The sequence below is a fragment of the Paenibacillus sp. NPDC058367 genome, assembly GCF_042723305.1.
GTDB lineage: Bacteria > Bacillota > Bacilli > Paenibacillales > Paenibacillaceae > Paenibacillus_AQ.
Map to the genome: position 1 here is coordinate 92,152 of NZ_JBHXIZ010000005.1, position 23,914 is coordinate 116,065.

21 protein-coding genes are annotated in these 23,914 nt (G+C 43.3%); 7 read left to right on the plus strand and 14 right to left on the minus strand.

All coding sequences use genetic code 11. The features are described 5' to 3' along the window. Window positions 1-38: 38 nt before the first annotated feature. The 3 genes from ACFWMP_RS23760 to ACFWMP_RS23770 all read right to left on the minus strand — a co-directional run bounded on the left by ACFWMP_RS23760 (window position 39) and on the right by ACFWMP_RS23770 (window position 3,715). Window positions 39-1,379: an FAD-dependent oxidoreductase gene (locus ACFWMP_RS23760; protein WP_379424855.1), complete on the minus strand. Its 1,341-nt coding sequence runs from the start codon at window positions 1,377-1,379 to the stop codon at window positions 39-41. A 250-nt stretch (window positions 1,380-1,629) separates the two neighbouring features. Next, window positions 1,630-2,997, minus strand: a complete 1,368-nt coding sequence (locus ACFWMP_RS23765) for a sensor histidine kinase (RefSeq protein WP_339244312.1) — start codon at window positions 2,995-2,997, stop codon at window positions 1,630-1,632. Next, window positions 2,975-3,715 (minus strand): response regulator transcription factor, encoded by a 741-nt coding sequence (locus ACFWMP_RS23770; RefSeq protein WP_339244313.1) that lies wholly within the window; start codon window positions 3,713-3,715, stop codon window positions 2,975-2,977. Before ACFWMP_RS23770 ends, ACFWMP_RS23765 begins: the two co-directional genes overlap by 23 nt. 158 nt (window positions 3,716-3,873) lie before the next feature. Between ACFWMP_RS23770 and ACFWMP_RS23775 the strand changes: the two genes are divergently transcribed. Then, the gene (locus tag ACFWMP_RS23775; protein WP_379424856.1) at window positions 3,874-4,536 is read left to right on the plus strand and encodes a hypothetical protein; all 663 of its coding nucleotides are present in this window, start codon (window positions 3,874-3,876) and stop codon (window positions 4,534-4,536) included. Between the two features lie 94 nt (window positions 4,537-4,630). Here ACFWMP_RS23775 and ACFWMP_RS23780 read toward each other — a convergent pair whose 3' ends face one another. Next, window positions 4,631-5,569, minus strand: a complete 939-nt coding sequence (locus ACFWMP_RS23780; RefSeq protein WP_339244316.1) for a DMT family transporter — start codon at window positions 5,567-5,569, stop codon at window positions 4,631-4,633. Window positions 5,570-5,709: 140 nt separating this feature from the next. On the opposite strand from ACFWMP_RS23780, the gene ACFWMP_RS23785 reads away from it, so the two are divergent. After that, window positions 5,710-7,053 carry an aminotransferase-like domain-containing protein gene (locus ACFWMP_RS23785; protein ID WP_379424968.1) on the plus strand — a complete coding sequence of 448 codons (1,344 nt, stop codon included), beginning with the start codon at window positions 5,710-5,712 and terminating at the stop codon, window positions 7,051-7,053. A gap of 80 nt (window positions 7,054-7,133) precedes the next feature. Here ACFWMP_RS23785 and ACFWMP_RS23790 read toward each other — a convergent pair whose 3' ends face one another. The 7 genes from ACFWMP_RS23790 to ACFWMP_RS23820 form a co-directional block, all read right to left on the minus strand. Next, window positions 7,134-8,231, minus strand: a complete 1,098-nt coding sequence (locus tag ACFWMP_RS23790) for a polysaccharide deacetylase family protein (RefSeq protein ID WP_379424857.1) — start codon at window positions 8,229-8,231, stop codon at window positions 7,134-7,136. 21 nt (window positions 8,232-8,252) lie between these two features. Next, on the minus strand, window positions 8,253-9,599 hold the full coding sequence (locus tag ACFWMP_RS23795; RefSeq protein WP_042184108.1) for a 6-phospho-beta-glucosidase: 1,347 nt from the start codon (window positions 9,597-9,599) through the stop codon (window positions 8,253-8,255). Continuing rightward, on the minus strand, window positions 9,547-10,560 hold the full coding sequence (locus ACFWMP_RS23800; RefSeq protein ID WP_379424858.1) for an N-acetylglucosamine kinase: 1,014 nt from the start codon (window positions 10,558-10,560) through the stop codon (window positions 9,547-9,549). The genes ACFWMP_RS23795 and ACFWMP_RS23800 overlap by 53 nt, the downstream gene beginning before the upstream one ends. A gap of 30 nt (window positions 10,561-10,590) precedes the next feature. Further along, window positions 10,591-11,580 carry a LacI family DNA-binding transcriptional regulator gene (locus ACFWMP_RS23805; RefSeq protein ID WP_042184112.1) on the minus strand — a complete coding sequence of 330 codons (990 nt, stop codon included), beginning with the start codon at window positions 11,578-11,580 and terminating at the stop codon, window positions 10,591-10,593. A gap of 133 nt (window positions 11,581-11,713) precedes the next feature. Beyond that, entirely contained in the window at window positions 11,714-13,099 is a 1,386-nt protein-coding gene (locus ACFWMP_RS23810) for an ABC transporter substrate-binding protein (RefSeq protein ID WP_042184113.1), read from the minus strand. Between the two features lie 52 nt (window positions 13,100-13,151). Beyond that, complete coding sequence (locus ACFWMP_RS23815; RefSeq protein WP_042184115.1) at window positions 13,152-14,030, minus strand: carbohydrate ABC transporter permease; 879 nt, start codon at window positions 14,028-14,030, stop codon at window positions 13,152-13,154. Continuing rightward, window positions 14,027-14,920, minus strand: a complete 894-nt coding sequence (locus ACFWMP_RS23820) for a carbohydrate ABC transporter permease (RefSeq protein WP_042184117.1) — start codon at window positions 14,918-14,920, stop codon at window positions 14,027-14,029. The genes ACFWMP_RS23815 and ACFWMP_RS23820 overlap by 4 nt, the downstream gene beginning before the upstream one ends. Before the next feature lie 362 nt (window positions 14,921-15,282). Here ACFWMP_RS23820 and ACFWMP_RS23825 point away from each other — a divergent pair, with 362 nt between their 5' ends. Then, window positions 15,283-16,080: an ATP-grasp domain-containing protein gene (locus tag ACFWMP_RS23825; RefSeq protein WP_379424859.1), complete on the plus strand. Its 798-nt coding sequence runs from the start codon at window positions 15,283-15,285 to the stop codon at window positions 16,078-16,080. Here the strand turns inward: ACFWMP_RS23825 and ACFWMP_RS23830 are convergent. The 3 genes from ACFWMP_RS23830 to ACFWMP_RS23840 are packed head-to-tail and all read right to left on the minus strand — an operon-like array spanning window position 16,075 to window position 19,086. Next, window positions 16,075-17,424, minus strand: coding sequence for a bifunctional folylpolyglutamate synthase/dihydrofolate synthase (locus tag ACFWMP_RS23830; RefSeq protein ID WP_379424860.1), 1,350 nt, complete (start codon window positions 17,422-17,424; stop codon window positions 16,075-16,077). The two genes, ACFWMP_RS23825 and ACFWMP_RS23830, sit on opposite strands and share 6 nt — an antisense overlap. Before the next feature lie 14 nt (window positions 17,425-17,438). After that, window positions 17,439-18,560, minus strand: a complete 1,122-nt coding sequence (locus ACFWMP_RS23835; RefSeq protein WP_143759509.1) for a hypothetical protein — start codon at window positions 18,558-18,560, stop codon at window positions 17,439-17,441. Beyond that, window positions 18,553-19,086, minus strand: a complete 534-nt coding sequence (locus tag ACFWMP_RS23840; RefSeq protein WP_379424861.1) for a hypothetical protein — start codon at window positions 19,084-19,086, stop codon at window positions 18,553-18,555. Before ACFWMP_RS23840 ends, ACFWMP_RS23835 begins: the two co-directional genes overlap by 8 nt. A gap of 404 nt (window positions 19,087-19,490) precedes the next feature. Here ACFWMP_RS23840 and ACFWMP_RS23845 point away from each other — a divergent pair, with 404 nt between their 5' ends. The 4 genes from ACFWMP_RS23845 to ACFWMP_RS23860 all read left to right on the plus strand — a co-directional run bounded on the left by ACFWMP_RS23845 (window position 19,491) and on the right by ACFWMP_RS23860 (window position 23,837). Further along, window positions 19,491-20,873, plus strand: coding sequence for an ABC transporter substrate-binding protein (locus ACFWMP_RS23845; RefSeq protein ID WP_076286658.1), 1,383 nt, complete (start codon window positions 19,491-19,493; stop codon window positions 20,871-20,873). A 156-nt stretch (window positions 20,874-21,029) separates the two neighbouring features. After that, window positions 21,030-21,872 carry a carbohydrate ABC transporter permease gene (locus ACFWMP_RS23850; RefSeq protein WP_060626540.1) on the plus strand — a complete coding sequence of 281 codons (843 nt, stop codon included), beginning with the start codon at window positions 21,030-21,032 and terminating at the stop codon, window positions 21,870-21,872. Further along, window positions 21,872-22,705: a carbohydrate ABC transporter permease gene (locus ACFWMP_RS23855; protein WP_379424862.1), complete on the plus strand. Its 834-nt coding sequence runs from the start codon at window positions 21,872-21,874 to the stop codon at window positions 22,703-22,705. Before ACFWMP_RS23850 ends, ACFWMP_RS23855 begins: the two co-directional genes overlap by 1 nt. 100 nt (window positions 22,706-22,805) lie before the next feature. Then, on the plus strand, window positions 22,806-23,837 hold the full coding sequence (locus ACFWMP_RS23860) for a LacI family DNA-binding transcriptional regulator (RefSeq protein ID WP_042184130.1): 1,032 nt from the start codon (window positions 22,806-22,808) through the stop codon (window positions 23,835-23,837). Window positions 23,838-23,914: the final 77 nt, after the last annotated feature.

The window sequence follows — 23,914 nt, forward strand, 5'->3', positions numbered from 1 at the left end:
CCCATGTGGGTGTCTTTTTGTTTGCCATGCATGTAGTATTATTCTTTGATCTGTGAGAACAAATCATTCAAAGCTTCACTCATTGTAGGGTGAGTAAAGATATGATCTCTCAAAAAGGTAAAAACTTGCCCTGTTTGTATTGCCATGCTCACGATATTAATCACTTCGCTAGATTCCGCACAGAACATTGTAGCTCCTAGGATTTTATTGGTTTTTGCATCCACAATTGCTTTTAGGAAGCCCTCGGTTTCGTTAATTAAGCGAGCACGTGGAATAGCTGCTGCAGGCAACTTAGCGACTTTAATTTCAAGTCCTTGTTCGACGGCTGCTTCTTCACTTATTCCTACTCTGGATAGTGGGGGATCAATAAATACACTGTATGGAACAACGTCACGGTCATTTGTGGTATGGGAATGATCGCCGAAGAGATCATTTCTTACAATTCTATAATCATCTAATGAGATGTAGGTAAACTGTAATCCACCTTTGACATCTCCGAGGGCCCATATATGGGGAACGGTGGTTTTTAGGGAAGGGTCCACCTTAATAGCGCCCCGATCTGTGACTTCTACACCGGCTGCTTCTAAATTTAATCCCTCAATGTTTGGTTTTCTACCTGTCGCAACCAGAACAGCATCGACTTTCAATTCTTGAATAGCACCATCTATCGAAAAGGAGATAACTGTTCCATCTTTAACATCCTTCATTCCTATAACCTTTGCATTCAGTTTGACCTCAATGTTCTTCTTGGTAAAGGTTTGGAGGACGGCGTCCGCGACATCGCGGTCTTCTTTAGGAATGAATTTCGAGGAACCCTCCAGCACCGTAACCTGTGAGCCGAATTGACTGTAGATCGAAGCGAATTCCAATCCAATATAACCACCACCAATGATGGCTAGTTTAGTTGGGAGCTCCTTAAGATCCATAATGGATGTGCTGGTATATACGAACTTACTATCTTGTATCCCATCAATAGTAGGAATGACGGTTTCAGCGCCCGTATTAATGAAGATTTTATCGGCGGTTAAGATTTTCGTCTCATCGGCATCCTTTACTTGGACTTCGTGATCCGATAAGAAGGAAGCTTCACCATTGATAACTTCTATATTCTCGTTCTGATTTAGATTATCGTAATTTTTTTGGCGTAGACTTGAAATAAGCTGATCCTTATTATGGACTGCTTCTATATAATCTTCCCCTTGATGGGCTTGATAAGCTAAGGATTTCGTAGGGATACAGGCGATGTTAATGCAAGTTCCACCGTACATTTTCTTAGAGCGTTCAATCACGGCTACTTTCCATTTTCGATTAGCTAGTTCTGTGGCAAGGGTCTTTCCGCCTTTACCGAAACCAATAATAATAGCGTCGAACTTGTTCATTTTAATACCTCCGGGTCACACAGGATGTTTTAAATTATGCATTAAATAGCATGTTGCTTTATTATTACCCTAAATCCGAAGGCCATTAAACGAACGATAAAGAGATTTGAAGACGAAAAAGAGATCTCCTCTAAAGGAAATCTCTTGATGGTCAATATAGCTACCTTGCCGCCTTCTTTAACAATGAAAGAACTGAGTTCGAGGTACTCAGGAGGATCGCTTTTTGGTGTTCCGCTCGACATGAAACTGTCTAGGTAGGGGAGAGTGTAGGGAATCCCATGGTGATCACTGCACCGCCATCCTTACGGTTCCCTGCCGAAATCAGACCTCCTGAGCGCTCAACGATCGCACGGGATATGGCTAGTCCTAGCCCTGATTCGCCATCTTTTCCTTTTACAAATCGGTGGAACAGGTATGGAAGCAGATCTTCTGATATGCCAGGGCCATCATCACTAACGGAGAGCAGAACCTGATCATCTTTAACCGAAGCATGAATATAGATATGCTGGTTAGCATAACGAGTTGCATTGGAAACTACATTAAGCAGCGCCTGCAATAGCTTATCTCTATCGGCACGGATCGTAAGTGGCTCGCAGTCATCGTAGGATACATGTAGGGTCAGTCCCTTTTTCATCAAAAGGGGGTTCATGCGTTCAATTGTTTCTACGACTAAATCGTCCAGAGAAAGCTCGCTAGTTCTAAATATATCCTCCTCACTATCCAGCTTCGCAAGCAGGGTCATTTCAGTAACGAGCTTCTTCAGACGACTACTCTCACTCATAATAATATCCAGACCTTTATCGATCCCTTCCCCCTCGAAGATACCATCCTTAATCCCTTCAGCATACCCAGAGATAGACATTAGTGGGGTCTTTAATTCATGTGAGGCATTCTGGAAAAATTGCTTCTGTACGTGGTTAAAACGATTTAATTCGCCAGCCATGTCATATACCGACTTAGCGACAGCGCCAATCTCTCCGCCAGCTTTGATTAGCTTAACATCCGAAAAGTGGCGTTCCTTTACCTTTTTCAGCTCTTGCTGCAGCTTCATTAGAGGTTGGATTAGCTTTTTCGTGATAAACAGGCCAAATAGGAGCATGAATGCCCCTGCTGCACCGAAAACGATTAGAAGTCTTTTGAGCAGAGCTTGTTCAATCGTTGTAACTGCGCTCATAGGTGTAAGCAGAGTTAGCGTGCCTATCGGGGTGGACTTCACTTCCGTTATATATCTTGCATCTGTTCCATTCCATATGTTCTGGAGATCCGAGGTTTGACCTGCGACAAACTGCGTATTGGAGTTTACCGCGATTGAACTCATGTTCGATGAGGTGGACAATACTTTTCCTGTCTCATCGCTAAGAATGGCCTCGACGCCTGCAGTACCAACAGTAGAAGGCATGATCACGGGTAACGCATGGAGTTCAGTCCCCATGTCGCCCTTGTACGTGCTTCCCTCAATCATAGTGGCTGACATGGCAGAGCTAATGGTTCGCAATTCTGCCTTTTGTGTACCGACAAAATGATTGAGCAGTACAAAGTGGATCACGACAGCGGTAATAGACAGGAGCAGTACCAATACGATGCTAAAGGCTATATTAATCTGATGTGCTAGCTTCATTGATCTCCATTCCCTCCTCAATACGCATACGATAGCCATGTCCCCATACGGCTTCTATCGGGAGCAGGTCTAGTTTTTTTCGCATTCGTTTAATTAAATGGTCCACGGCGCGGTCACTCCCGAAATAGTCATCTCCCCAAACATAGGTTAACAGCTCATCTCTTGTAAATGCGCGGTTTGGAGAAGCTGCAAAAACTTTTAGAAGGGTGAATTCTTTGCTGGTAAGTTCAATCTCATTTCCGTGCCAAAACACACGTCTTTCCTCCAATAATAACTGTAGGTGGCTAACTTCAATTTGCGTCGATGGGTGTGGGGTACTAATTGCGGGTTCCACGGGATTACTCATTTTATACCAGCGTTGTAACTGGCGTTTAATGCGAGCAACTAGCTCCCGGGGGCTAAATGGCTTGACCAGATAATCATCACTGCCAAGCTCTAAGCCTAATATTTTATCCACTTCATTATCTCTTGCAGAGATCATAATAATCGGTACCTCGGCTTCATTGCGAATCCGCCGACAAAACTCGTACCCGTCCATGCCAGGCAACATTACGTCGAGCACCCACATATCGGGTGGGCTTGTCTGCCATAAGGTCCATGCTTCCTCAGCGCTGCCAAGGCCGATCGTGCGGTAATTTTCTTTTTGTAAATAGGCTTCTACAAGATTACGTATATGCTGATCATCGTCTACTACGGCAATGAGATAGTTGGTATTCATTTCGTTACCTCCAGAGTATTCTTCTGCAATTATATCAATCCATAGGTGGGTATAGGGGTCTGCCATCGTTTTTCCACAAATTAACCAATGTTATGCCACACCCATTTTGTAAGCTTGGACTTGTAAGATCATTCAAATCGACGAGGAGTGTTGTATTTATGAATCAACAGATGATATTTAAAAAGTTAGCGTTGTCCGCCCTACTAGTGTCCGCAGTTGTCGCACCGACTGCAGTGAACGCAGCTAGTGGAGCAAACGATCAAAGTGCGAAGACAACAGCAGCAGCCGTGGTTACTCCAGCAAATAGTGGATCACTTTCTGCAAGCTTAATAAGCTTTGATTGGGTAGATCCCCTGGAACTGGCTAAAACATACGCACCTAATACTCTGGAAGACTGGAAGAAGACTTTGGATCAATATTATAAGGCTGCTGGATTTAGTATTACCGCAGTTTCTGAGCTTGTACCTTCTGAGCAGGCGGAGGGAGTTCAATTATCGAAAGAGATTGGATCAGCTGAAGCTCTGCCCGTGAGTTACATTGAAGCGGGTCGCAGCGTTGATATCCAATTACCTGAAGCTCAGAAGATGGAGAGTGTTGTCTCTACTTCAATTAAAGGTGTAGCGGCAATTGCGGCTGTAGAAGCGACTGGAGCTACGATTTCAATTCAAGAACTTAGTGAGGCTGATAAAGCCTTCTTCAAAGCCCAAGAGGATCTGAATAGCGCGGCTAAAACCAAAGATTCCACTGTGATTAAGGAAGCTTTAACTAAACTATTGGATCAATATAAAGAGAAAATCAAGGCGTTAGAAACGTCGAAGTAACAGTGATAACCGCAGCTTGATACAGAATAGAGAGAATGAAAAGGTAAAAGCAAAAAGACACCTCGAGGGGTGTCTTTTTGTTACGTAAATGTATCTAGTCCAACCCAATCTCGCTTTTTGATTGAACCCTTGCCCTTTTCCGCCAATTCACTCCGATCACCCCGGCAATGATCATCACCGTGCCGGTCCAATGATACCATTCCAGCTGTTCATTCAGCAGGAGTACACCGCCAAGAATAGAGACAACCGTCGAAAGACTGCCGAAGATACTCACGCGTGAAGCCTCCATTCGGGATAAAGCATAGTTGGAGAGGAAGGAGGTCACGAGGGAAGATAGCACACCGAGATAAATCATGGAGAATATGAATTTTGGCTCCTGAAAAGGTGTGAAATATTGATTCAAGGTTCCTGCTGAGCCATGTTTAATGATCGACAATCCATTAAAAAATATAAATCCAAATAAAGTAATCATATAAGTGAGCTCTTTAGGACTCCAAGTTCGTGTCAGCTTTCGGGCCGCAACATTATAGCCGGCAAGGGATAGAGCTGAGATTAGGATGAGTAAGACGCCCCACAGACTAGAGGAAGAAATACTCACGCCCGGAATGGCAAAGATAAGAATGATGCCTGCAACCGAGATTAAGGTGGAGATCTTCTGGAATCCGCTTGTAGTTTCTTTCAAGAACATCGCTGCTAAAATGATGGTAAAGATGGGCATGGTCGCCTGAATAATACCCGCTACAGCAGATGTTGTATGCAGAAGTCCAAAGGCTTGAAGTGTAAAGTACAACGATGGGTATAGTAGAGCAAGTGGGATTACCACTGCTGCCTTGGAAATACCAAACTTCACCCGCCCCCATCCTGGAAAAGTAAATAATGAAGCGGCAAGGAAAGATAACGTGAAGCGGTGAGCTAACGTATCGAATGGGTCCGAGACGGTTAAAGCCATTTTTACAAATATAAAAGAAAACCCGACAATAATAGCATTCAAGACAGCAGCTACTATCGCTTTTTGAGTAGAAGATGTATTCATCTATAAGACCTCCAAAGTGTTGCGCGCATTTAGGACCGGTCCTGTTATGCTCTTTATTCTAAGGCTAGAACAGCTATGCTACAATGTAATTATTGTTCATCTGTACCGGTACAAAATAGACTCGGAGGTAGGTGAAGGGCATATATAAGTATTCGGAGTTAATCAACGATCTGGAATTACAAATCGCTGAAGATACATATCGTGAGGGCGACAAGTTACCTTCTATTCGAGAGCTAGCGCTACGTTATGATTGCAATAAGAGCACGGTTATTCGAGCACTCCAAGACCTTCAGGACAAACATCTAATCTATGCCGCGTCAAAGAGTGGATATTATGTCATGAAACGCAGTGGGGAGCGAAAAGAAGAGGGCGCGCACTGGATTGATTTTACAGCATCTGCACCGGACCCGGATATTTTTCCGTATCTAGATTTTCAACATTGTATTAATAAGGCGATCGATATGTACCGTAAGGATTTGTTTATCTATGGAACGCCGCAAGGGCTGCCGTCTCTGATCCGTGAAATGCAGCGGCAACTGGCCTCATATCAGGTATTTGCTGATTCCAAACAGATTTTCATCACCTCTGGTGTGCAGCAAGCACTTGGACTCTTAACCCGTATTCCTTTTCCGAATGGCAGGGAGCGTGTGTTGATTGAACAGCCGAGTTACCCACTGTTTATGGAGTATTTGAAGACGTACGACATTGAGACAGAGGGGATACAGCGTTCGGATGACGGGGTGGATTTGAATGAATTAGAGCGGTTATTTAAGACGGGCCAGTTCAAGTTCTTCTATACCGTACCACGGTTTCATAATCCGCTTGGCGTTTCCTATACCCGCAACCAGAAGAAGGCGATTGCCCAGCTTGCAGCTAAATACGATGTGTATATCGTTGAGGATGACTACATGGCAGATCTGGAGCAGGATACGAAGCAAGATCCGATTTATGCCTATGACAATACATCACACGTTATCTATTTAAAAAGCTTCTCCAAGATTATATTCCCAGGTCTGCGCGTTGGTGTGGCTGTACTTCCTGAGGTGCTCTGTGAGTCCTTTAACCGATTCAAAAGACTGATGGATATAGATAGTTCTATGCTGTCTCAAGCTGCCTTGGAGTTGTATTTGAAAAGTGGAATGTTCGAGCGCCACCGAAAAAAGATGCGTTCCTGCTACGGAAAAAGATCCATGCTTCTCCATGATTCGATTATGAGGGAGGAAAATGCAGCGTCTGAACAGCATTATTCCTATGTTCCTGCCAGTCAGCTAGGCGTGCATACGTATCTGAAATTGGAGGATAACTTTAGAGCAGAGCAGATAATCAAAAGGCTGCAAAAAAAGTTCATTCGAGTGGAGATGGCGAATAGCGGTTACCTTCCCTATTTTGCGAAAAAAGAGAGAATTCTAAAGCTCAACGTATCTAGTGTAAAAGAGCCTGACATTTCTTCTGGCATTGCTCAGGTGATTCGAGAAATACGATAATGCAATAGAAGCTACAGCAAACTTGAGGTGAATAAAAAAAGCCTGCTTAATTTAGCAGACTTAAGGAAATACATTATATCTTATTGATCTTCTACTATCTCTGACTGCCAGCTTAACTGTCTGCACATCTCGCTCATTTTACGAATATTGAGTCTGGCTTCAATCTTGGTTAGTCCCAATCTGATCGAAGTATCCGCAGCCCAGCGAAGTAAGTACACCAAGGTATCAGCCTGCGCTTCTTTAGCCGCATAATCTAATAATACAAGGGTATTGTCTACGACACCGGCGCGTACATATCCCCAATAGCTGCCATCAAATTGCCGTACGGTAAACAACTCGCGATCCTCTGTCACTCCAACCTCTTCTAGTGGACTCTCCAGATGCTCCAGCCACTCCTTTTCAGAAGTGAAATGTAGTGTATATTGCGGAATGTTCCACTCAGTTGTCTGGGTCGCGAGGTCGGCAAGCTGCTTACTATTTTCTAAAGGGATCCAATTTTCCAAGGGATGATCTAACTCTGCGGGAACGTCTACGACTATTTTCCAGGGTCTGTGGTTTACTTCTACGCCAATGGACCCAAGGATCTCAGGTACGCCGACACTTTCCAAGCCTCTTTGCTTGGCGATCCGAATAAGTGCTCTCAGTGCATCCGGTGAACCTTTTGCAACATCATTACTATGCATGACTATAATGGTTCCATTCTCAAGCGTAGGTTCAACTCTGGCAACGATCTCTTCAGCAGAAATACCAGACCAATCTCCGCAGTCAACGCCTTCAATATCTAGATAATCGCCCCATTCTGTCAGCCACTCGAGATTTTCTTCCCGGAATGAGCAATACGGAAAACGCATGAAATTGGGAGAAGGGAGACCCGTTGCGTCCTGATAGGCCAGCTCAGTCAGCTTCAATTGCTCTAAGAATACCGCCTTTGGCACTTGGGCCATTCGCCGATGATGGTACGTATGCGGAGCAAGCACATGACCCCGGGACAGGATCAATCTCGCCTTCTCTGGATGGCGATCCATCCATTCCCCAGTGAAGAAAAAGGTGCCGACAGCACCTTCCTCCTCCAAAACATCAAGCCATAATTCAACGGGAAGCTGGGAAGGCCCATCATCAAATGTAAACGCGCAGATGGCTTGGTTCACATCGCCTTTCCAAACCGCTTTAGCTGACATATTGACGCCTCATCTCTATGGTTATTTAGTAAAAAAGTTCGGCAAGAACTCTTTATTGGCTTCCAGCATTTCATCCAGCATACGAACCGCCACATCTACAGATGGAACGAGTGGATGATGCACCATTGCCTGAAGGGCAAGCGCACGATCACCGGTCACAGCGGCATCAATGGCTAGCTGCTCGTAGGTTTTGACAGCATGAATAAGCCCTTTGGCCATCGGTGGAATCTTAGTCAGTGGTAGAGGTAGTGGTCCGTTCTTGGTGACAACACAGTTCACTTCAATGCTTGCATCATCTGGCAAGAAGTCCAGTATGCCACGGTTAGCAACATTCAAGGTCTGGATGTCGTTTGAACCGTTATAGAGCGATCTCATGAGATTAACTGCTGCTTCTGAATAGAAAGCACCACCGCGTTGTTCTAGCTGTTTCGGTTTCTCACTCAGCTCTAAGTTGGCGTATAGCTCAAATAGCTCTTCTTCTACGCGTTTGACGACTTCAGCACGGTTGATACCTTGCTTAAACGATTCCATCTGCTCTTCGAGCATGGCATCCGTCATATAGAAATATTTCAAATAGTAGGAAGGCACGGCGCGAAGAGATTTTAGGAATTCTGGATTCCACTCTCGGGCTGGCACGTTCTTGGCACTGTAGCCCTCTGTGAGCATATCATCCAGCTTATCTTCACCTTCAACGTCGATTCGAGTAATCCAGTGTAAGTGATTCAGACCAACGAATTCGGCATAAACACGGTCGGCAGCTACGTTATATTTGGCGGATACTTGTTTGATCAGACCGATAGGTGCATTACATAGACCGATACTCTTTACTTTGGAGTATTTCAGAACAGCCTCAGTGACCATTCCTGCAGGATTGGTGAAATTGAGCAGCCATGCGTTAGGAGCCAGCTCTTCGATATCCCGGCATACATCCAGAATGACAGGGATCGTACGCAGTGCTTTCATCATTCCGCCAGGACCTGTCGTTTCTTGACCAATGACACCATATTTAAGAGGAATCGATTCATCACGTGCGCGGGCATCAAGCATACCGACACGCATCTGAGTGCTGACGAAGTCTGCACCTTCGATAGCCTTCCGGCGGTCTGTTGTAAGATGAACTTCAATCGGAAGCCCGGATTTCTCAACCATGCGTTTAGCGAGATTTCCAACGATATTCAGCTTGCGAAGTCCAGGTTCGATGTCTACGAGCCATAGTTCACGAACAGGAAGCTCCTTGTAATGAAGAATAAATCCCTCTACCAATTCGGGTGTATACGAAGAACCCCCACCGATAACTGCGATCTTTAATCCTTGATTAGTTGCCAAGATCAACCACTCCTGTCTTTTTTGTTTGTTGGATCGATTCATAATCTTGAAATTGCCGCATGGTCTCATACGCTTCACTACTAAGGGTCAAACCATCTTGATCCATCGCGGACCAAACGGCACCTACTACGGGCTCTGTGGCAAGAGTCACCACAGTTGCTTGTGGAGCTGCGGCTTGTACAGCTTTCTCAATAGGTCCGCGAATCCAGCCGCGATCCCCACGGGTTAGCAGACTTCCCGCCAGAACCACATCGAAGGTGTCCTGCTCCATCCCAAGCTTGTGGATGACTGCAGCAGCGGACTTCCCTAACTCAACGCCTTGCCGATTTAGAATCTCTAAGGCTACAGCATCTCCTTCAGCTGCTGCTTCGAAGAGCAAGCGAGCAGCATGAACAGGGACCCTTTTCCAATGATTGAGGAAATCATTAAACATATCTGCAACTTCCTCATAACCTAGCAAGTTGAGTAGAAGTCCGGTTAAGAGGGTAGGTTGCTCCCGCCCATCCCAAGCTCTTATGACAGAACGAAAGACTTCAATGTTGAGAGCACCGCCACCACCGAAGTCACCGTACATGTAGTCAAAGCCACCACACTGATAGTGCTCTCCTCGCGTGTTTCTGCCTGCCGAATTGGTGCCTGTGCCACAGATTAGTGCAACTCCATAAGGGCGAGTCGTCCCTGCACGTAATCCGATCATGGTGTCACAGTTAATGGTGTAATTGATAAATCCGATCTCGCGAATCATTGGATGGAGAATGAGATAATCGGCCTCTCGGTCAGCACCGGCAAGCCCAAGATAGGTATGTTGGATGTCCTCCAATCGGAGTCCAGCCTCATCTAGTGCCCCGAATGTGGCCTCTCGAATGCTGTTGGCTGCCTCAAGTGCGCCTGTCTGGTGGTTGCCGTTACCGCTCCTGCCCTTACCGAGAACATTGCCATGTTCATCGCATAGCAGAGCATAGGTTTTGGTGCCTCCACCATCGATCCCCAAGTAGTAAGTCAATGGTTGTCACTCCTTGTTTATATGATTTAATTAATTGGAAGTAGTAGATTCCCGTACAATTAACTCTGGGTCAATCTTTACTCCAGCTCCGCGCTTCATCTTTCCAGAGATACGCTTTAAGAGCATTTCGGCAGCTGCTAATCCAATTTTGTCCGAAGGCTGACGGATCGTTGTTAAATATGGATGAAGCTGTGAAGCAATATAATGATCATCATAACCAATCACAGCTACTTGTTCGGGTACCCGAATGCCAGCTTCCATTAACGCGTTGATGACGCCAAGGGCGATATTGTCATCGCCAGCGAATACCGCAGTAGGTAATTGTCCTTCGTTCAGCCAACGCTTGCAGGTTTCGTATCCCATTCCAATTTCGAAATCACCATGTACAATCTCAAATGGAGTAAGACCTTTTTCCTCAAGCGCTTGTAGGAATCCGGCACGCCGCTCCCGCGTACTACGGAACATCTCCTGTCCACATAGATGAGCAATTGACGTATGACCAAGCGCTAACAGATGACTGGTAGCCATGTAGCCACCTTTGAAGTTGTCAATCGTGATAGAGTAGGTGTCATTCTCGGGCTTTTGGTTATCAATCAGCACATAGGGGATGCCGCGCCGTTTTAATTCCACAATATAATTATCCTCTTCCATCGGAGAGAGTAGAAACAAACCGTCTACACGATCCTCCTGGATTAAATAATGGCTATCATCCGATTCGATGCCTGCTGAGATGGAGATGGCCAAAAAATAACCATGCATCGCTAAGACTTCATTCAGCTCTTTGACCACTGCGTCAAAAAAAGAATCCTGCAGGGTCGTGACAATAATCCCGATAATTCCCGTCTTACCGCTTGCCAGACTGCGTGCCGCTGCATTAGGGCGATAATCCAGCTCTTTAATGGCCTCCAGCACCTTCTGGCGATTATTCTCGCGTACCGATTCGGCCCCATTTAAGACCCGGGATACGGTTACAACCGATAATCCTGATTTTTTGGCTACATCAAAAATACTCACTTTCATCTCTAGTTCTCCTCGCGGCAGATTTTCCGATCCTGTTTTCTACCTTTAGTATACAGGGTTGGCAGACTGTCCGCTAAACGTATGATTTCAAACAGGTATACCGTCCCTAAAGGGACGGCATATCTGCCAAATATTAACGATGAATGATCTCCGTAACTTTTTTCTGAATCGTCGTCATCACCTCTTCCACCGTCTTATGTCCAGTTTCTACTGGCTGCAATTCATTAATGAACATGTCATTAATTTGCGAGTAGTTGGTGATCAAATGGTTGTAGGATTCGAAGCCATAGTTCACAGCACCCTCGTAGACATTTTTGATATCTTGTGGATCGATGCCATCAAAATGTTTATAGTAAGCTTCAGCAGCTTGGGTGTTGACTGGCGGGTTACCGCCACTAAGCTCAATGGATTTCTCCTGCACTTCGGTAGTGATCAAATATTTGATCCATTCCAAAGCTTCCTTCGGATGTTTGGAGTCCTTCAAGATCAGCAGCGGATCGACGTAAAGTGTGCTGCGTACCTTATCGTTGCCTCCCCATGGTACAGCGGCTACACCGATTTTGAAGGGAAAGTCATTCGCACCTGCAAGGTTCCATGAGCCACCGATAGACATCCCGATTTTACCTGCAACAAAGGGATCGCCGTTCTGTCCGGCTACGCTTTTGCTCCACTCGGAGGAAGGAGAGACTTTATCTTTGAAGACCAGATCAAAGAGTTTGTTGTAGGCAGCAATCACTTCAGGGGAATCAAAATAAGTCTCAGAAGGCACGCCGCCATTCGTCCATGTATCCTCTGAATAAGGCTGCGCTCCAAAATATAATGGCCGCATATCGCGTTCAGACCAGGTGAAGTCTACGCCATATTGTGTTTTGGCAATATCATCGGAGACGAGAGTCATTTGTTTAGCCTGGTCGACCATCTTTTCAAACGTCCAGCTCTTATCTTCATAATCGCTTGTTGGGTAAGTCAGTTTGGCAGCATCAAACATGTCTTTGTTATAGAGCATCAAGGTGACATACATATTAACTGGGATACCATATGTGTGATCTTTAACCTTATAAATGTTCATCAGGTTCTCTGGGATGTTGTAATCTGCTGCCTTGAAACCATCCTCTTTTAAAAGGTCGGTCAAATCGAGCAGCATATCCTTGTTGTAGTATTCTGCGAAACCTCCATAACCCCAGTGACTTGTCACATCGGGTGATTTGCCACCGGCAATTAGCGTTTGCAGCTTGCTGTCGAACTGCTCATAAGGTGCTTTTTCCACTTTTACTTTAATGTTCGGGTGCTGCTTTTCGAAATCAGGAATTAATTTCTCAACAAAAGTCCGGTCTTCTGAATCTATTGTGTAATGGGTGATGGTTACCGTTTCTGCTTTGCCTCCTGAATTGGTCGAGCCACCATTTCCTTCAGATAGAGTGTTACCCGCCGATTTGCCGCCGCTACAGCCTGACAATGCCAGAACAACAAGCATGGTTGTTGCAAGTAAAAGCGCACTACTTTTCCTGTTCTTGTTCATTAGCTAAACCCCCATGATTTCAAGTATATTTGGCCGCCCGGATGGCGGATTATTACTTAATCCCTGTAAGTACAATCCCTTCGACGAACTGTTTCTGTGCTACAGCAAACAGCGTAACGATAGGAACCATAGCTAGAACCGAAGCGACCATCAGCAAATGCCAAGGTGGAATGCGGAATCTCGATGAGGTGAGAGAAGCCATCCCGACGGGTAGCGTGAACTTCTCTGACGAGCTTAGGTAAAGCACCGGTGTAAGCAGATCGTTCCAGTTGTAGATAAAAGCAAAGATAGCTACAGTTGCAAGGGCGGGTTTGGAGAGTGGGAGTGCTATAGTAGCCCACATCCGTATTTCGCCGCATCCATCAATGCGTCCGGCATCAAACAGCTCTTCAGGCAACGTGGAGAAGAATTGGCGCAGCAGGAAAATGTTATAAGCTGAGCCGAAAAAAGCAGGCACAATCAAGGGTAGGAAGGTGTCGATCCAGTTCATTTGCGAAAAGAGTACGAACTGTGGAATCATAATGGCTGGATAAGGCAACATCATTGTGCTCAACAATAGGATGAACCATATCTGATTTCCTCTACCTCTAAATCTGGCGAATCCATAGGCGACCAGTGCTGAAGAAATCAAGGTGCCTACAACGCTGAGGCCGGCAATAATTAAACTATTTTTGTAAAGCGTACCGAACTGCAGGGTATCAAATATTTCTGTGTAATTGCTCCACTGCCAGCTCTCTGGAAGAAAGGTGGGTGGGAACTTCAGCATCTCACGTTTGGACTTAAGTGAAGTGGAGACCATGAAGAACAAAGGAAGCAGCATCAGAAATGTTGTAACTACTAAAGTAATAAAGCTAAAAATCTTAACAGGCTCCACTTTCCGGCGGCGTTTGGTTCCTTTAGTCTGGGGGCTTAGCGCTCTGACTGTACTCATTTGCGTCCGCCTCCTTCGTAGTGAACATAACGGTTAGACAATTTCATAATTAGTGCGGTGCACAGCATAACTACGATGAGGAGCACCCATGCCAAGGCTGAGGAATAACCGGCACGATATTCTTTGAAAGCACTGGTGTAGAGATTATAGACATAGAACCAGGTAGAGTAATTTGGACCTCCTTGAGTCATAACAAAAGCTTGGGTAAAGACTTGGAAGGAATCGATCAGTCCCATAATTAGTTGAAAAAGCAGCACGGGAGAGATCATCGGTAAGGTAATGTTCAAGAAAATTCTGAAGCGTCCGGCACCGTCAAGGTTAGCGGCTTCGATCAAGCTAGCCGGTACGCCTTGCAGACCTGCGAGGAATAAAATCATTCCTGAGCCTGCTGTCCAGAAGGTCATGATGATCAAGGCATATAGTGCAGTGTCCGGGTTCATCAGCCAAGCCGGTCCATGAATACCGAACCAGGAAAGGATGTAATTGAAGAGCCCGATCTGCGGGTTGAAGATCCAGTACCATAGGAGGGACATGGCCACGCCGGATACCATGCTTGGAAAATACATGGCTGTTCGGAAAAAGCCGCGTAGGGGAATGGTCTGGTGAAGCAATAGCGCAAATCCAAGACCGAGAACAAGCTGGATAGGTACACCGATGAAGGTATATCTCAGCGTGACAACCACCGATTTCCAGAATAGGTCATTGTGAAACATCTCTGTGTAGTTAGCGAGCCCGATAAACTTAGGTGGGTGTATGATGTCATAATCAGTAAAGCTGAAGTAAAGCGATGATAAGATAGGATAAAGGGCGAATACTAGGAAGCCGATAATCCAAGGAGAAATGAACAGATACATGTAGAAAGTCTGCCGCCTGTTCTCGCGATTGATCATGACACACCAACCTCTCATTTTAAAGTATAAGCGCTTTAACTTTTGGTCGTGCTAATACTATTAAGTAGCAATAATAATAGATACCTTGGTATTAAAGTTTAACCGCTTTAACTTTTTTTGGTTCGCTTGATAAGCTTATCATAGAGGATGATCACTAAATAATCAATACTTATTTTTAACTATAAGAGCGCTATCAGTCATTAAACATAACATTAACCCTATTATTTTTTTTGGAAAGTCCCTCGAACAAGACTTCTAAGGTTTTTATGATAGTAATTATAACATGCTAATGTTATTTTCGATTGATATTTCTCATGCTATGATTAGGTTTGGTCATATTTTGTTAGAAATGAGGAAACTGAATGACGACTAGACCTTACTTAAAAATGATCCAGCATTCTGTTACAACCTCAGGGATTACCTTTGAGGAAGTTACACCGAATTTCGTATATAGAGCTACGGATGGATTGAAATCATTTGTGATGGTAGACGCTGAGATCGGACTAAACAACAGTGCTTCTACGATCATTGCTATGAGTAAATCTCTAACTTATGACGTTTTGCATAAGGCGAATATCCCCGCGGTAGAACATATCTATTTGCCACATCCTGACTCCAAATTTAACAACTTGAATCCTTATTCATTGGCTGAACGTTATTTCCAAACGCTCAATGGGGTGGTAGTTATGAAGCAGGATAACGGGGCACAGGGAAACCATGTGTACAAAATTAATGAGATAGCGGATCTGCACGAAAAGCTGGATTTATTATTTTCTTTACAGCTTAATGGGGCAATAGGTCCCTATTATGAAGCGGAGATTGAGTATAGAATCGTAACTTTTAATCACCAGGCGCGTGTATTCCTTGGAAAAAAAAGAGTTCGCTCTTGGAAGCACAATTTGATTAACGGGGCTGTTGCTATTGAGGTTAGCGATCAGGCCAAACGAGCGGCGCTTGCGGCGCTTGCTTCCGAGACCACTAAAGCGATGGGCCTTGATTTTTGCTCCGTGGATATTTTAGAGACAGATCAAGGCCTCAGGGTGATCGAAGTGAATCATAAGGTTATGCTAGATGAGTATTGTAAGCAGAATCCAAGTGAAGTGCCAGCGCTATCTGATCTTTATCAGGAAGTCATTCTCCAGCGCTTTGAGAAGCTATAAGCCGATATCGAGCAGCGATTGCCCGAATAATCTTTTGGCATTTCCGATAAAGGTTTGCGTGCCGACAATTACAATAATCTCGGAAGACGAGCGAGTTTGTATGTGCGTTAGAGCGTCCTCTAAATAGGGGAACTCGTAACTTTGTTCGATAAAACGTTTGGCAACATGGAGTGCATCTGTAGGAAAAGAAAGATGACTAATATCGGGCTTTGTGATGATTAATTGATCCGAGACCGAACTCATCACTTCGATAACCCCTGGGTAATCTTTATCTTTAGGGACACCGATAATTGAAGTTACAGCTCGGCTGCGGTCAGGATTCACCAGTTGAATAAGCTCAGCCAAATAGCCTGCCGACTCTTTATGAATTGCTCCGTCAATTATCGTTAATGGATCATGGCAGATCACTTCACAGCGACCCGGCCATTGCAATTGTGCAAAGCATTTGAGAACGAGTTCCCTATTCAGAGGACCACTTGTAATATCCTCACATAGTGCGACTGCAGTGGCTGCATTTAGAGCTTGAAATTGCCCCAATAACGGAATCGTTAAGGACGGGTAAATTGCTTGATTTGTCTGAACATTAAAAGTAGTTCCAACGGGTGTTATTGCAATAGAGTCAGCCCAGAACTGCTCCTCATAATACTGGACAGTGTTGGAAGTGAGGTTCGCTTTTATAGACGCAAGTACGCTCGATTTCTGTTTGCTAATATAGACGTTAGTAGCCTTGTTTTTGACGATACCCAGTTTATGTAGTGTAATGCTGTTCAGGTCAGGTCCCAAATTAGCTACATGTTCCTCCATAATCGGAGTAATGACAGCCCAATTATTCTTCAGGACATTCGTGTCATCAAACCTTCCGCCTCTTCCACATTCAATTACATTGAAATCGGTATGATTCTCCTTGAAGTACAACGTCGCAATCGCCAGACCCACCCCAACAGGACCTTGATACTCATCAGCGGCAAGCTGATCTTCAATCGTTTGAAATCCCTCGCGAACCACATTTCCTAATCGTACAAAATCCTCTGCGGATATGGCCCGCCCGTCAATCCGTATTCTTTCGTTGAAATCCACCAGATGAGGGGAGGTGAACAAGCCCACTTTATAGCCTAGGTGACTTAACAAAGAAGAGATAAACCTTGAGGTGGAGCCCTTACCTTTACTGCCTGTGACTAGTATGTATTGTTGATCTCGATCCGGATTTCCGACTAGTTCCAGCAATTCTCTGGTTAATTCCGGTCGTCTAACTTGTCCATCCAAAGTTTCTGTGATGTTGTTAATGGCTCTTAGATAAGAGCTGTAGATCATATCTTCTACCTGGGCTTGTGAAGTGAATTCCACGATCATCGCTCCATTTAGTTAATTTTTGCTCGTTCTTCAGATAGTGTCGTGTAGATGATTATCGGAAGTAGTATCAGAGAAATAGCAACGGTCAGAGCGATGCTCCAGTTCAAATCCTTATACAGCTGTACTACTGTAAACAATAGAGCAATTACAGGCAAGACCAGCTTATTTAAGTGTTTTAAGAATAGGGAGTTCATGCTTCTCTTTACGGTAACCGATGTGCCGATACTGGGGATTTCTAGTTCATTTCGTGACAAAGCGGTGATTCCGATAAATAAGTGGCTGTCGATAAATTTGAGCTGATCATCCTCCTCATTTAGCTTGATCAACTGGGCAATATGCTCAGTGTCTATATCTAAGATGGGGACGGTGATTTCTTTGTTGTTATAGGTGATGACGATTTTGTCGGTCTCTTCCATACCCAGCAGCTTTCTAACATTGGGGTGAATTCGGCATAGATTTTGGTGCTCATCAAAAGGGTAGGGATGCCCTACTCTTAGTGTAAGCTCTCTTTTGCCAATAAAAAGATTTCCTAATGCGGTTAAGGGCCGTTTGATTCCCAGATGTATAAGTTTATGTATGCCTGGCTTGGACTGAGGACTTGTTCTTGCACGGGTAATAATTAGTTGATCATCCTCAGTGGCATGAGTCTCAAGTAACAACATGATATATCTGTTGAAATATAGTGCATTCGGCTTGGCTGTGTCATCCTCTTTTAACGTTAAGTTTACCCGAAAGCCATTCTTAGGATTAATCAGCTCTACATGGTTCGAATACTTGCGGACGAGCGTTGGACAAGCTTTGACATAAGGTTTGGCAATCTCGTCCACTTTAGGAATTCCCCGAAGAATCGTGTTGTACTCAGGTTTAGTAATGGTTAATCCTGTTATGGGGCAATCTCCTAGCTTGTCCTTTGCTCTTTTAGATAATTGAATACTGCCTCTAGGGATATCACTTTTAGATAAAAGCAAACAGCTAACCTGAGCATCATTCTCTGCTTTAAGCTCGACAAAGATATGGTGGACTAAGCCTAATTCAGCCAGCTCATCGGGGTTCATCGTGAGTTCTTCCCGGGCAGTATAGCTTTGTTTGTCCAATAGGGTGAAGGTCTGCTCGATATTTATGTTAGGCACCTCCCAATTGATTGATGATTTGTTCGAGGGAATGAATGGTTTTTTGGAATAAAGCAAATGATTTCGGGTTACGATAATTTCGATTAATTTCAATTTGAATACTTTGAACTAACAGCTCTTTGGCGGAATACGATGTGACCGTTCCCGGATGAGATGCAGAAAATGTATGGTTTTGATGAACATTGGTAATACCATTATTGAAAAAAATACGTACGGCTTCATTTATATTATTTTCTTGTATGGAAGTTCCGTGTAATGTACCTAAATCAATATCAAATTCCCTTTCCTTAGAGGCACCATGCAAGTCTATAACAAAGTTAATTTGATGTTCTTTGACAATTGTTCCAAGTGCAGCTTTATATTCTCCGCCAAGGATGTAATTGGGGTCTTCTTTGGAGAAGCTATTGGAATAGATACAGTAGCAATTGGTAAGCTTTTGTAACAGCAGCGCAAGAGAGCCTGTATACATATCTGCAGGTTTTACAGCATGTTCTCTATAGTGGTTAATGGCATGCGGAGCAGACACAAGGACAGGAAGAGTACCTTCTACAATGGAGTAAGAGGGCTCTACCCCGATATCGCCAAAATAATTATTATTAGAGAATTGTAACTCATACTTTTCGATCAGAGATAAGATATGCCATCACCTATTCATAGTTATTTTAAAAAATATAAGAAAGTCGAAGGCGTTTATACTTGTCTATTATAACGTTTGAAGATTTGTAATGGCGAGTTTCTGCAATAAAATGGTTATTGAAATGTTCCAAACGGTGTGCTAATATTTCAATTGAAAACGTTACCGATAAGGATACCGGAAAAAAAGCGGAGAATATTTAAGTGAAATGAAAACGCTGACATTATTCTCGGTGAGCAAGCTCGGAGACGTCTTTAAGAGAAGTAATTTAATAAAAAGTTCGAGGGGGAAGAAAAATGAAGAATATTAAAAAATATCTAGGGCTCATGTTGGTAATGTCTATGGTTGTAGTCTTGGCAGCAGGGTGTGGGAATAAAGAGAACAATACAGCAACCAATGGTGGAAACGCTTCATCTGGTAAAAATGGATCGGTTTACTTTTTAAACTTCAAGCCTGAAATTGCAGAAATATATGAAAAAATCGCTAAGGATTACGAAGCGGAGACAGGCGTTAAAGTAAAAGTCGTAACAGCTGCAGCAGGTACTTACGAAACTAAATTGAAATCCGAAATTTCTAAGTCCGATGCACCTACGATCTTCCAAATTAATGGACCTGTTGGTTTCCAAGCGTGGAAAGATTACACCTTGGATTTAAAAGATACTAAGCTATACAGCTACTTGTCCGACAAAAGCTTGGCTGTAACTGAAGGCGAAGGCGTGTATGGTATCCCTTACGTAGTTGAAGGATACGGTATTATCTACAACGACGCCATTATGAAGAAATACTTTGCTTTAGCTGACAAAGCTGTTTCGATCTCTTCCACAACTGAAATCAATAATTTCGAGACTTTGAAAGCAGTAGTAGAAGATATGACCGCTAAAAAAGATCAACTGGGTATCAAAGGCGTATTCGCCTCGACTTCCCTCGCTGCGGGTGAACAATGGAGATGGCAGACTCACTTGGCTAACTTGCCGCTGTACTATGAATTCAAAGACAACACTGAGTTTGATAACACAGTTCTTGCCGGTCTAGCTTCTAAGGAAGTTGAATTCAAATATAACGATAAATTCAAAAACATCTTTGATCTTTACATCAAAAACTCTGTGACTAAAGAATCCCTTCTGGGTAGTAAATCTGTAGCGGACTCCATGGCTGAATTCGCACTTGGTAACGCAGCGATGGTTCAAAACGGTAACTGGGCTTGGTCACAAATCAATGATGTAGATGGTAACGTAGTTAAAGCTGAGGACATCAAATTCTTGCCTATCTACACAGGTATGGAAGGCGAAGAAAAACAAGGTCTGGCTGTAGGTACAGAAAACTATTTGGCAATCAACAGCAAAGCCTCTGCTGAGAACCAACAAGCTTCTATCGCATTTTTGGAATGGTTGTTCTCCAGTGAAAAAGGTAAAGCTTATGTAACGAACGACTTAGGTTTCATCGCTCCATTCAACACGTTTGAAGACAGCGAAAAACCAGCAGATCCACTGGCTAAAGAAGTATCCGCTTGGATGGAAAAAGATCTGACTTCCGTAGCTTGGACATTTGCGGCATTCCCAAGTGAAGAGTTCAAAAATGTCTTTGGTGATGCGCTCTTGCAATATGCTCAAGGCAATAAAACCTGGGATGAAGTTGTAACCATCTTTAAGGACACTTGGAAGGCTGAAAAGGCAAAATAATAAATGCATGGAAAAATGATTGAATAACTCTCAGTTGTTATAAAGATAAAAGCTTAGTGCCACTGGATTCCCTTTGGAATTTCAGTGGCACTAAGCAACAATTCGAGTAAATTCATCTGTTTCATCATTTTCCATACTGAGATAGGAGAAGACTCCATGGAAAAATCGATAAGAAAATATTTTGCTCTTTTTGCATTACCGACCATAATAGCCTTTGGGATCGCGTTTGTTGTACCTTTTCTGCTAGGTATATATTTATCCTTTACAGAGTTTACTACCGTCAATGATGCAACATGGATAGGGTTTGGCAATTACGCTAAAGCATTTTCAAATCAAGAATTTCTAAATGCACTAGGCTTTACTGTTAAGTTTACAGTTCTATCTGTTCTTACGATCAATGTATTCGCCTTCATACTGGCGATGTTGTTAACTAGAAAGCTAAAAGGGACTAACGTATTTAGAACTATTTTTTTTATGCCTAACTTGATAGGCGGTATCGTATTAGGGTACATCTGGCAGCTGATCTTTAATGGAATCCTGTATAAATTTGGAGTTACTTTGACCTCTGACGCAACTTATGGATTTTGGGGATTAATCATCCTTATGAATTGGCAATTGATAGGTTACATGATGATTATCTATGTTGCAGGTATTCAAAATGTGCCTAAGGATATAGTAGAAGCCGCAAGAATTGATGGAGCTTCACGTTCAAAGATTTTACGTAATGTGACGATTCCACTCGTAATGCCATCCATTACCATTTGTTTATTCTTAACGTTATCGAATTCATTCAAATTGTTTGACCAGAACTTAGCGTTGACTGCTGGTGCTCCTTCTAAGCAGACCTCGATGTTAGCACTGGATATCTACAATACCTTCTACGGAAAAACAGGATGGGAAGGTGTCGGTCAAGCGAAAGCCGTCGTATTCTTTGCACTGGTAGCCTTAATCGCCTTAGTACAACTTGTCATTACTAGAAGAAAGGAGGTTGAGAACTAATGCAACAGACTAAAGCAAAAGACTATTCCATATTCACTATTTTGTTGGTCTTGGCCATTGCGTTCTTATCTCCGATCTTTATTGTTCTGATGAACTCCTTTAAAGGGAAGTTCTACATCAGTGATACACCTTTCTTATTCCCTAATGGAACTACTTTTGTTGGTTTGAAGAACTATACTAGCGGTATAGCGAAGATTGATTTCTTCAGTGCTTTCGGAATGTCCTTGTTTATCACGGTGTGTTCGGTTGCTGTAATCGTGTTATTCACTTCCATGACCGCATGGTATATTACTCGGGTAAAATCAAAATTCACGAACTTGATGTATTACGCATTTGTGTTCTCGATGATCGTACCCTTCCAAATGGTAATGTTCACAATGACTAAGACAGCCAATGTACTGCATCTCGACAATCCGATTGGGATTATCTTGATCTATCTGGGATTTGGTTCAGGGCTATCGGTATTTATGTTTAGTGGATTTGTGAAGTCCATCCCACTGGAGGTTGAAGAGGCGGTTATGATTGACGGATGTAATCCACCGCAGGCGTTCTTTAAAGTGGTATTGCCCATCCTTAAGCCTATAGCTGTAACCGTAGCGATCCTTAATGTAATGTGGGTATGGAACGATTTCCTGTTGCCTGACCTATTGATCGGTACGGAATACAAAACCATTCCTATTGCGATACAGTACCTAAAAGGTGGATACGGATCGATTGATATGGGAGCTATGATGGCGATGCTAGTTCTAGCTATTGTACCCATCATTATTTTCTACCTCACCTGCCAAAAATATATTATCGAAGGTGTCGTTGCAGGAGCCGTTAAGGGTTAAATAGAATATGTATGTAGAAGCGAGTAGGGTGCTTTTCTTGTTGAGTCTTCTCTTCAAGAATCCCCTACTTTCTTATTTAACGTGTAAAGGAAAGGTAGAAATGGAGAGATTGACTATCATAGATATCGCCAAATTATGTGGGGTTGGCGTGACTACAGTATCTAGAGCTATAAATAATCATCCGGATATTAATGAAGAAACAAAAGCGATGGTTATGAAAGTCATCAAAGAAAACCATTATGTACCGAATAACAGTGCCAGAAATTTAAAACGTTCCGATTCGAAAACGATTGCTGTATTGATCAAAGGGATATCTAATCCATTTTTCAGCCCGATGATTAAAGTATTTGAAAAAGAGATCCAGCGAAAGAAGTACTCCTTTATCCTACAGCGAGTCGATGAGAATCAAGATGAGATTGAAGTGGCAATTGAGCTGGAGAAAGAAAAGCGCCTGAAGGGAATTGTGTTCCTGGGGGGATTATTCTCACACTCTCAAGAAAAATTACAGCAATTGACGGTTCCATTTGTCCTCAGCACGATTGGGATGACGGAAGAGTTTGATCTAAGTAACTATTCTTCTGTATCTGTAGATGACTTTAATGAGAGCTATAAAATTGTAGACTATTTATGTAATTTGGGACATGAAAAAATAGCAGTTATTACCGCGCCTGAAGATGATGTGAGTATCGGTAAATTAAGATATGAAGGATATAAAAAGGCTCTTTCTGATCATGGAATAGCTTATAATGAACGGCTAGTACGGCGGATGAAAGAGAATATTGACAGCTATAGTATGGAAAATGGATATGCGGTTACAAAAGAGTTGCTAGAGTCAGGGGAAGAGTTTACTGCTATTTTCACCTTGTCAGATAGTATGGCCATCGGTGCTTGTAAAGCCATATTTGAAGCAGGCAAGCGAGTGCCAGAAGATTACTCTGTGGCAGGTTATGACGGACTGGATATTTCCTTCTATTATAATCCTTCTATTACTACCATCAAACAGCCAGTAGTAGAAATTGCGGAAGCGTCGATTAAGATTTTGTTTGATCTCATTAATAAGAAGGTAAATCATGCGCATCAGATTTTCCCTGCAGAATTAATCGTTAGAGAATCTACGAGATCTATATTGTAGTGTCAAAAAAATTTATAGGTTTATGTTTATTTACGAATCGGGGTGGGGAGATAGAGCCGCAAGAGATTAAACTTAAT

Bases quoted from the DNA above. Each gene is read 5' to 3' on its own strand.
- ACFWMP_RS23780 (WP_339244316.1), bottom strand. From the start codon at position 5,569: ATGAATACATCTTCTACTCAAAAAGCGATAGTAGCTGCTGTCTTGAAT.
- ACFWMP_RS23770 (WP_339244313.1), bottom strand. From the start codon at position 3,715: ATGAATACCAACTATCTCATTGCCGTAGTAGACGATGATCAGCATATA.
- ACFWMP_RS23775 (WP_379424856.1), top strand. From the start codon at position 3,874: ATGAATCAACAGATGATATTTAAAAAGTTAGCGTTGTCCGCCCTACTA.
- ACFWMP_RS23805 (WP_042184112.1), bottom strand. From the start codon at position 11,580: ATGAAAGTGAGTATTTTTGATGTAGCCAAAAAATCAGGATTATCGGTT.
- ACFWMP_RS23810 (WP_042184113.1), bottom strand. From the start codon at position 13,099: ATGAACAAGAACAGGAAAAGTAGTGCGCTTTTACTTGCAACAACCATG.
- ACFWMP_RS23790 (WP_379424857.1), bottom strand. From the start codon at position 8,231: ATGTCAGCTAAAGCGGTTTGGAAAGGCGATGTGAACCAAGCCATCTGC.
- ACFWMP_RS23860 (WP_042184130.1), top strand. From the start codon at position 22,806: ATGGAGAGATTGACTATCATAGATATCGCCAAATTATGTGGGGTTGGC.
- ACFWMP_RS23820 (WP_042184117.1), bottom strand. From the start codon at position 14,920: ATGATCAATCGCGAGAACAGGCGGCAGACTTTCTACATGTATCTGTTC.
- ACFWMP_RS23815 (WP_042184115.1), bottom strand. From the start codon at position 14,030: ATGAGTACAGTCAGAGCGCTAAGCCCCCAGACTAAAGGAACCAAACGC.
- ACFWMP_RS23825 (WP_379424859.1), top strand. From the start codon at position 15,283: ATGACGACTAGACCTTACTTAAAAATGATCCAGCATTCTGTTACAACC.
- ACFWMP_RS23845 (WP_076286658.1), top strand. From the start codon at position 19,491: ATGAAGAATATTAAAAAATATCTAGGGCTCATGTTGGTAATGTCTATG.
- ACFWMP_RS23795 (WP_042184108.1), bottom strand. From the start codon at position 9,599: ATGAATCGATCCAACAAACAAAAAAGACAGGAGTGGTTGATCTTGGCA.
- ACFWMP_RS23850 (WP_060626540.1), top strand. From the start codon at position 21,030: ATGGAAAAATCGATAAGAAAATATTTTGCTCTTTTTGCATTACCGACC.
- ACFWMP_RS23855 (WP_379424862.1), top strand. From the start codon at position 21,872: ATGCAACAGACTAAAGCAAAAGACTATTCCATATTCACTATTTTGTTG.
- ACFWMP_RS23765 (WP_339244312.1), bottom strand. From the start codon at position 2,997: ATGAAGCTAGCACATCAGATTAATATAGCCTTTAGCATCGTATTGGTA.
- ACFWMP_RS23760 (WP_379424855.1), bottom strand. From the start codon at position 1,379: ATGAACAAGTTCGACGCTATTATTATTGGTTTCGGTAAAGGCGGAAAG.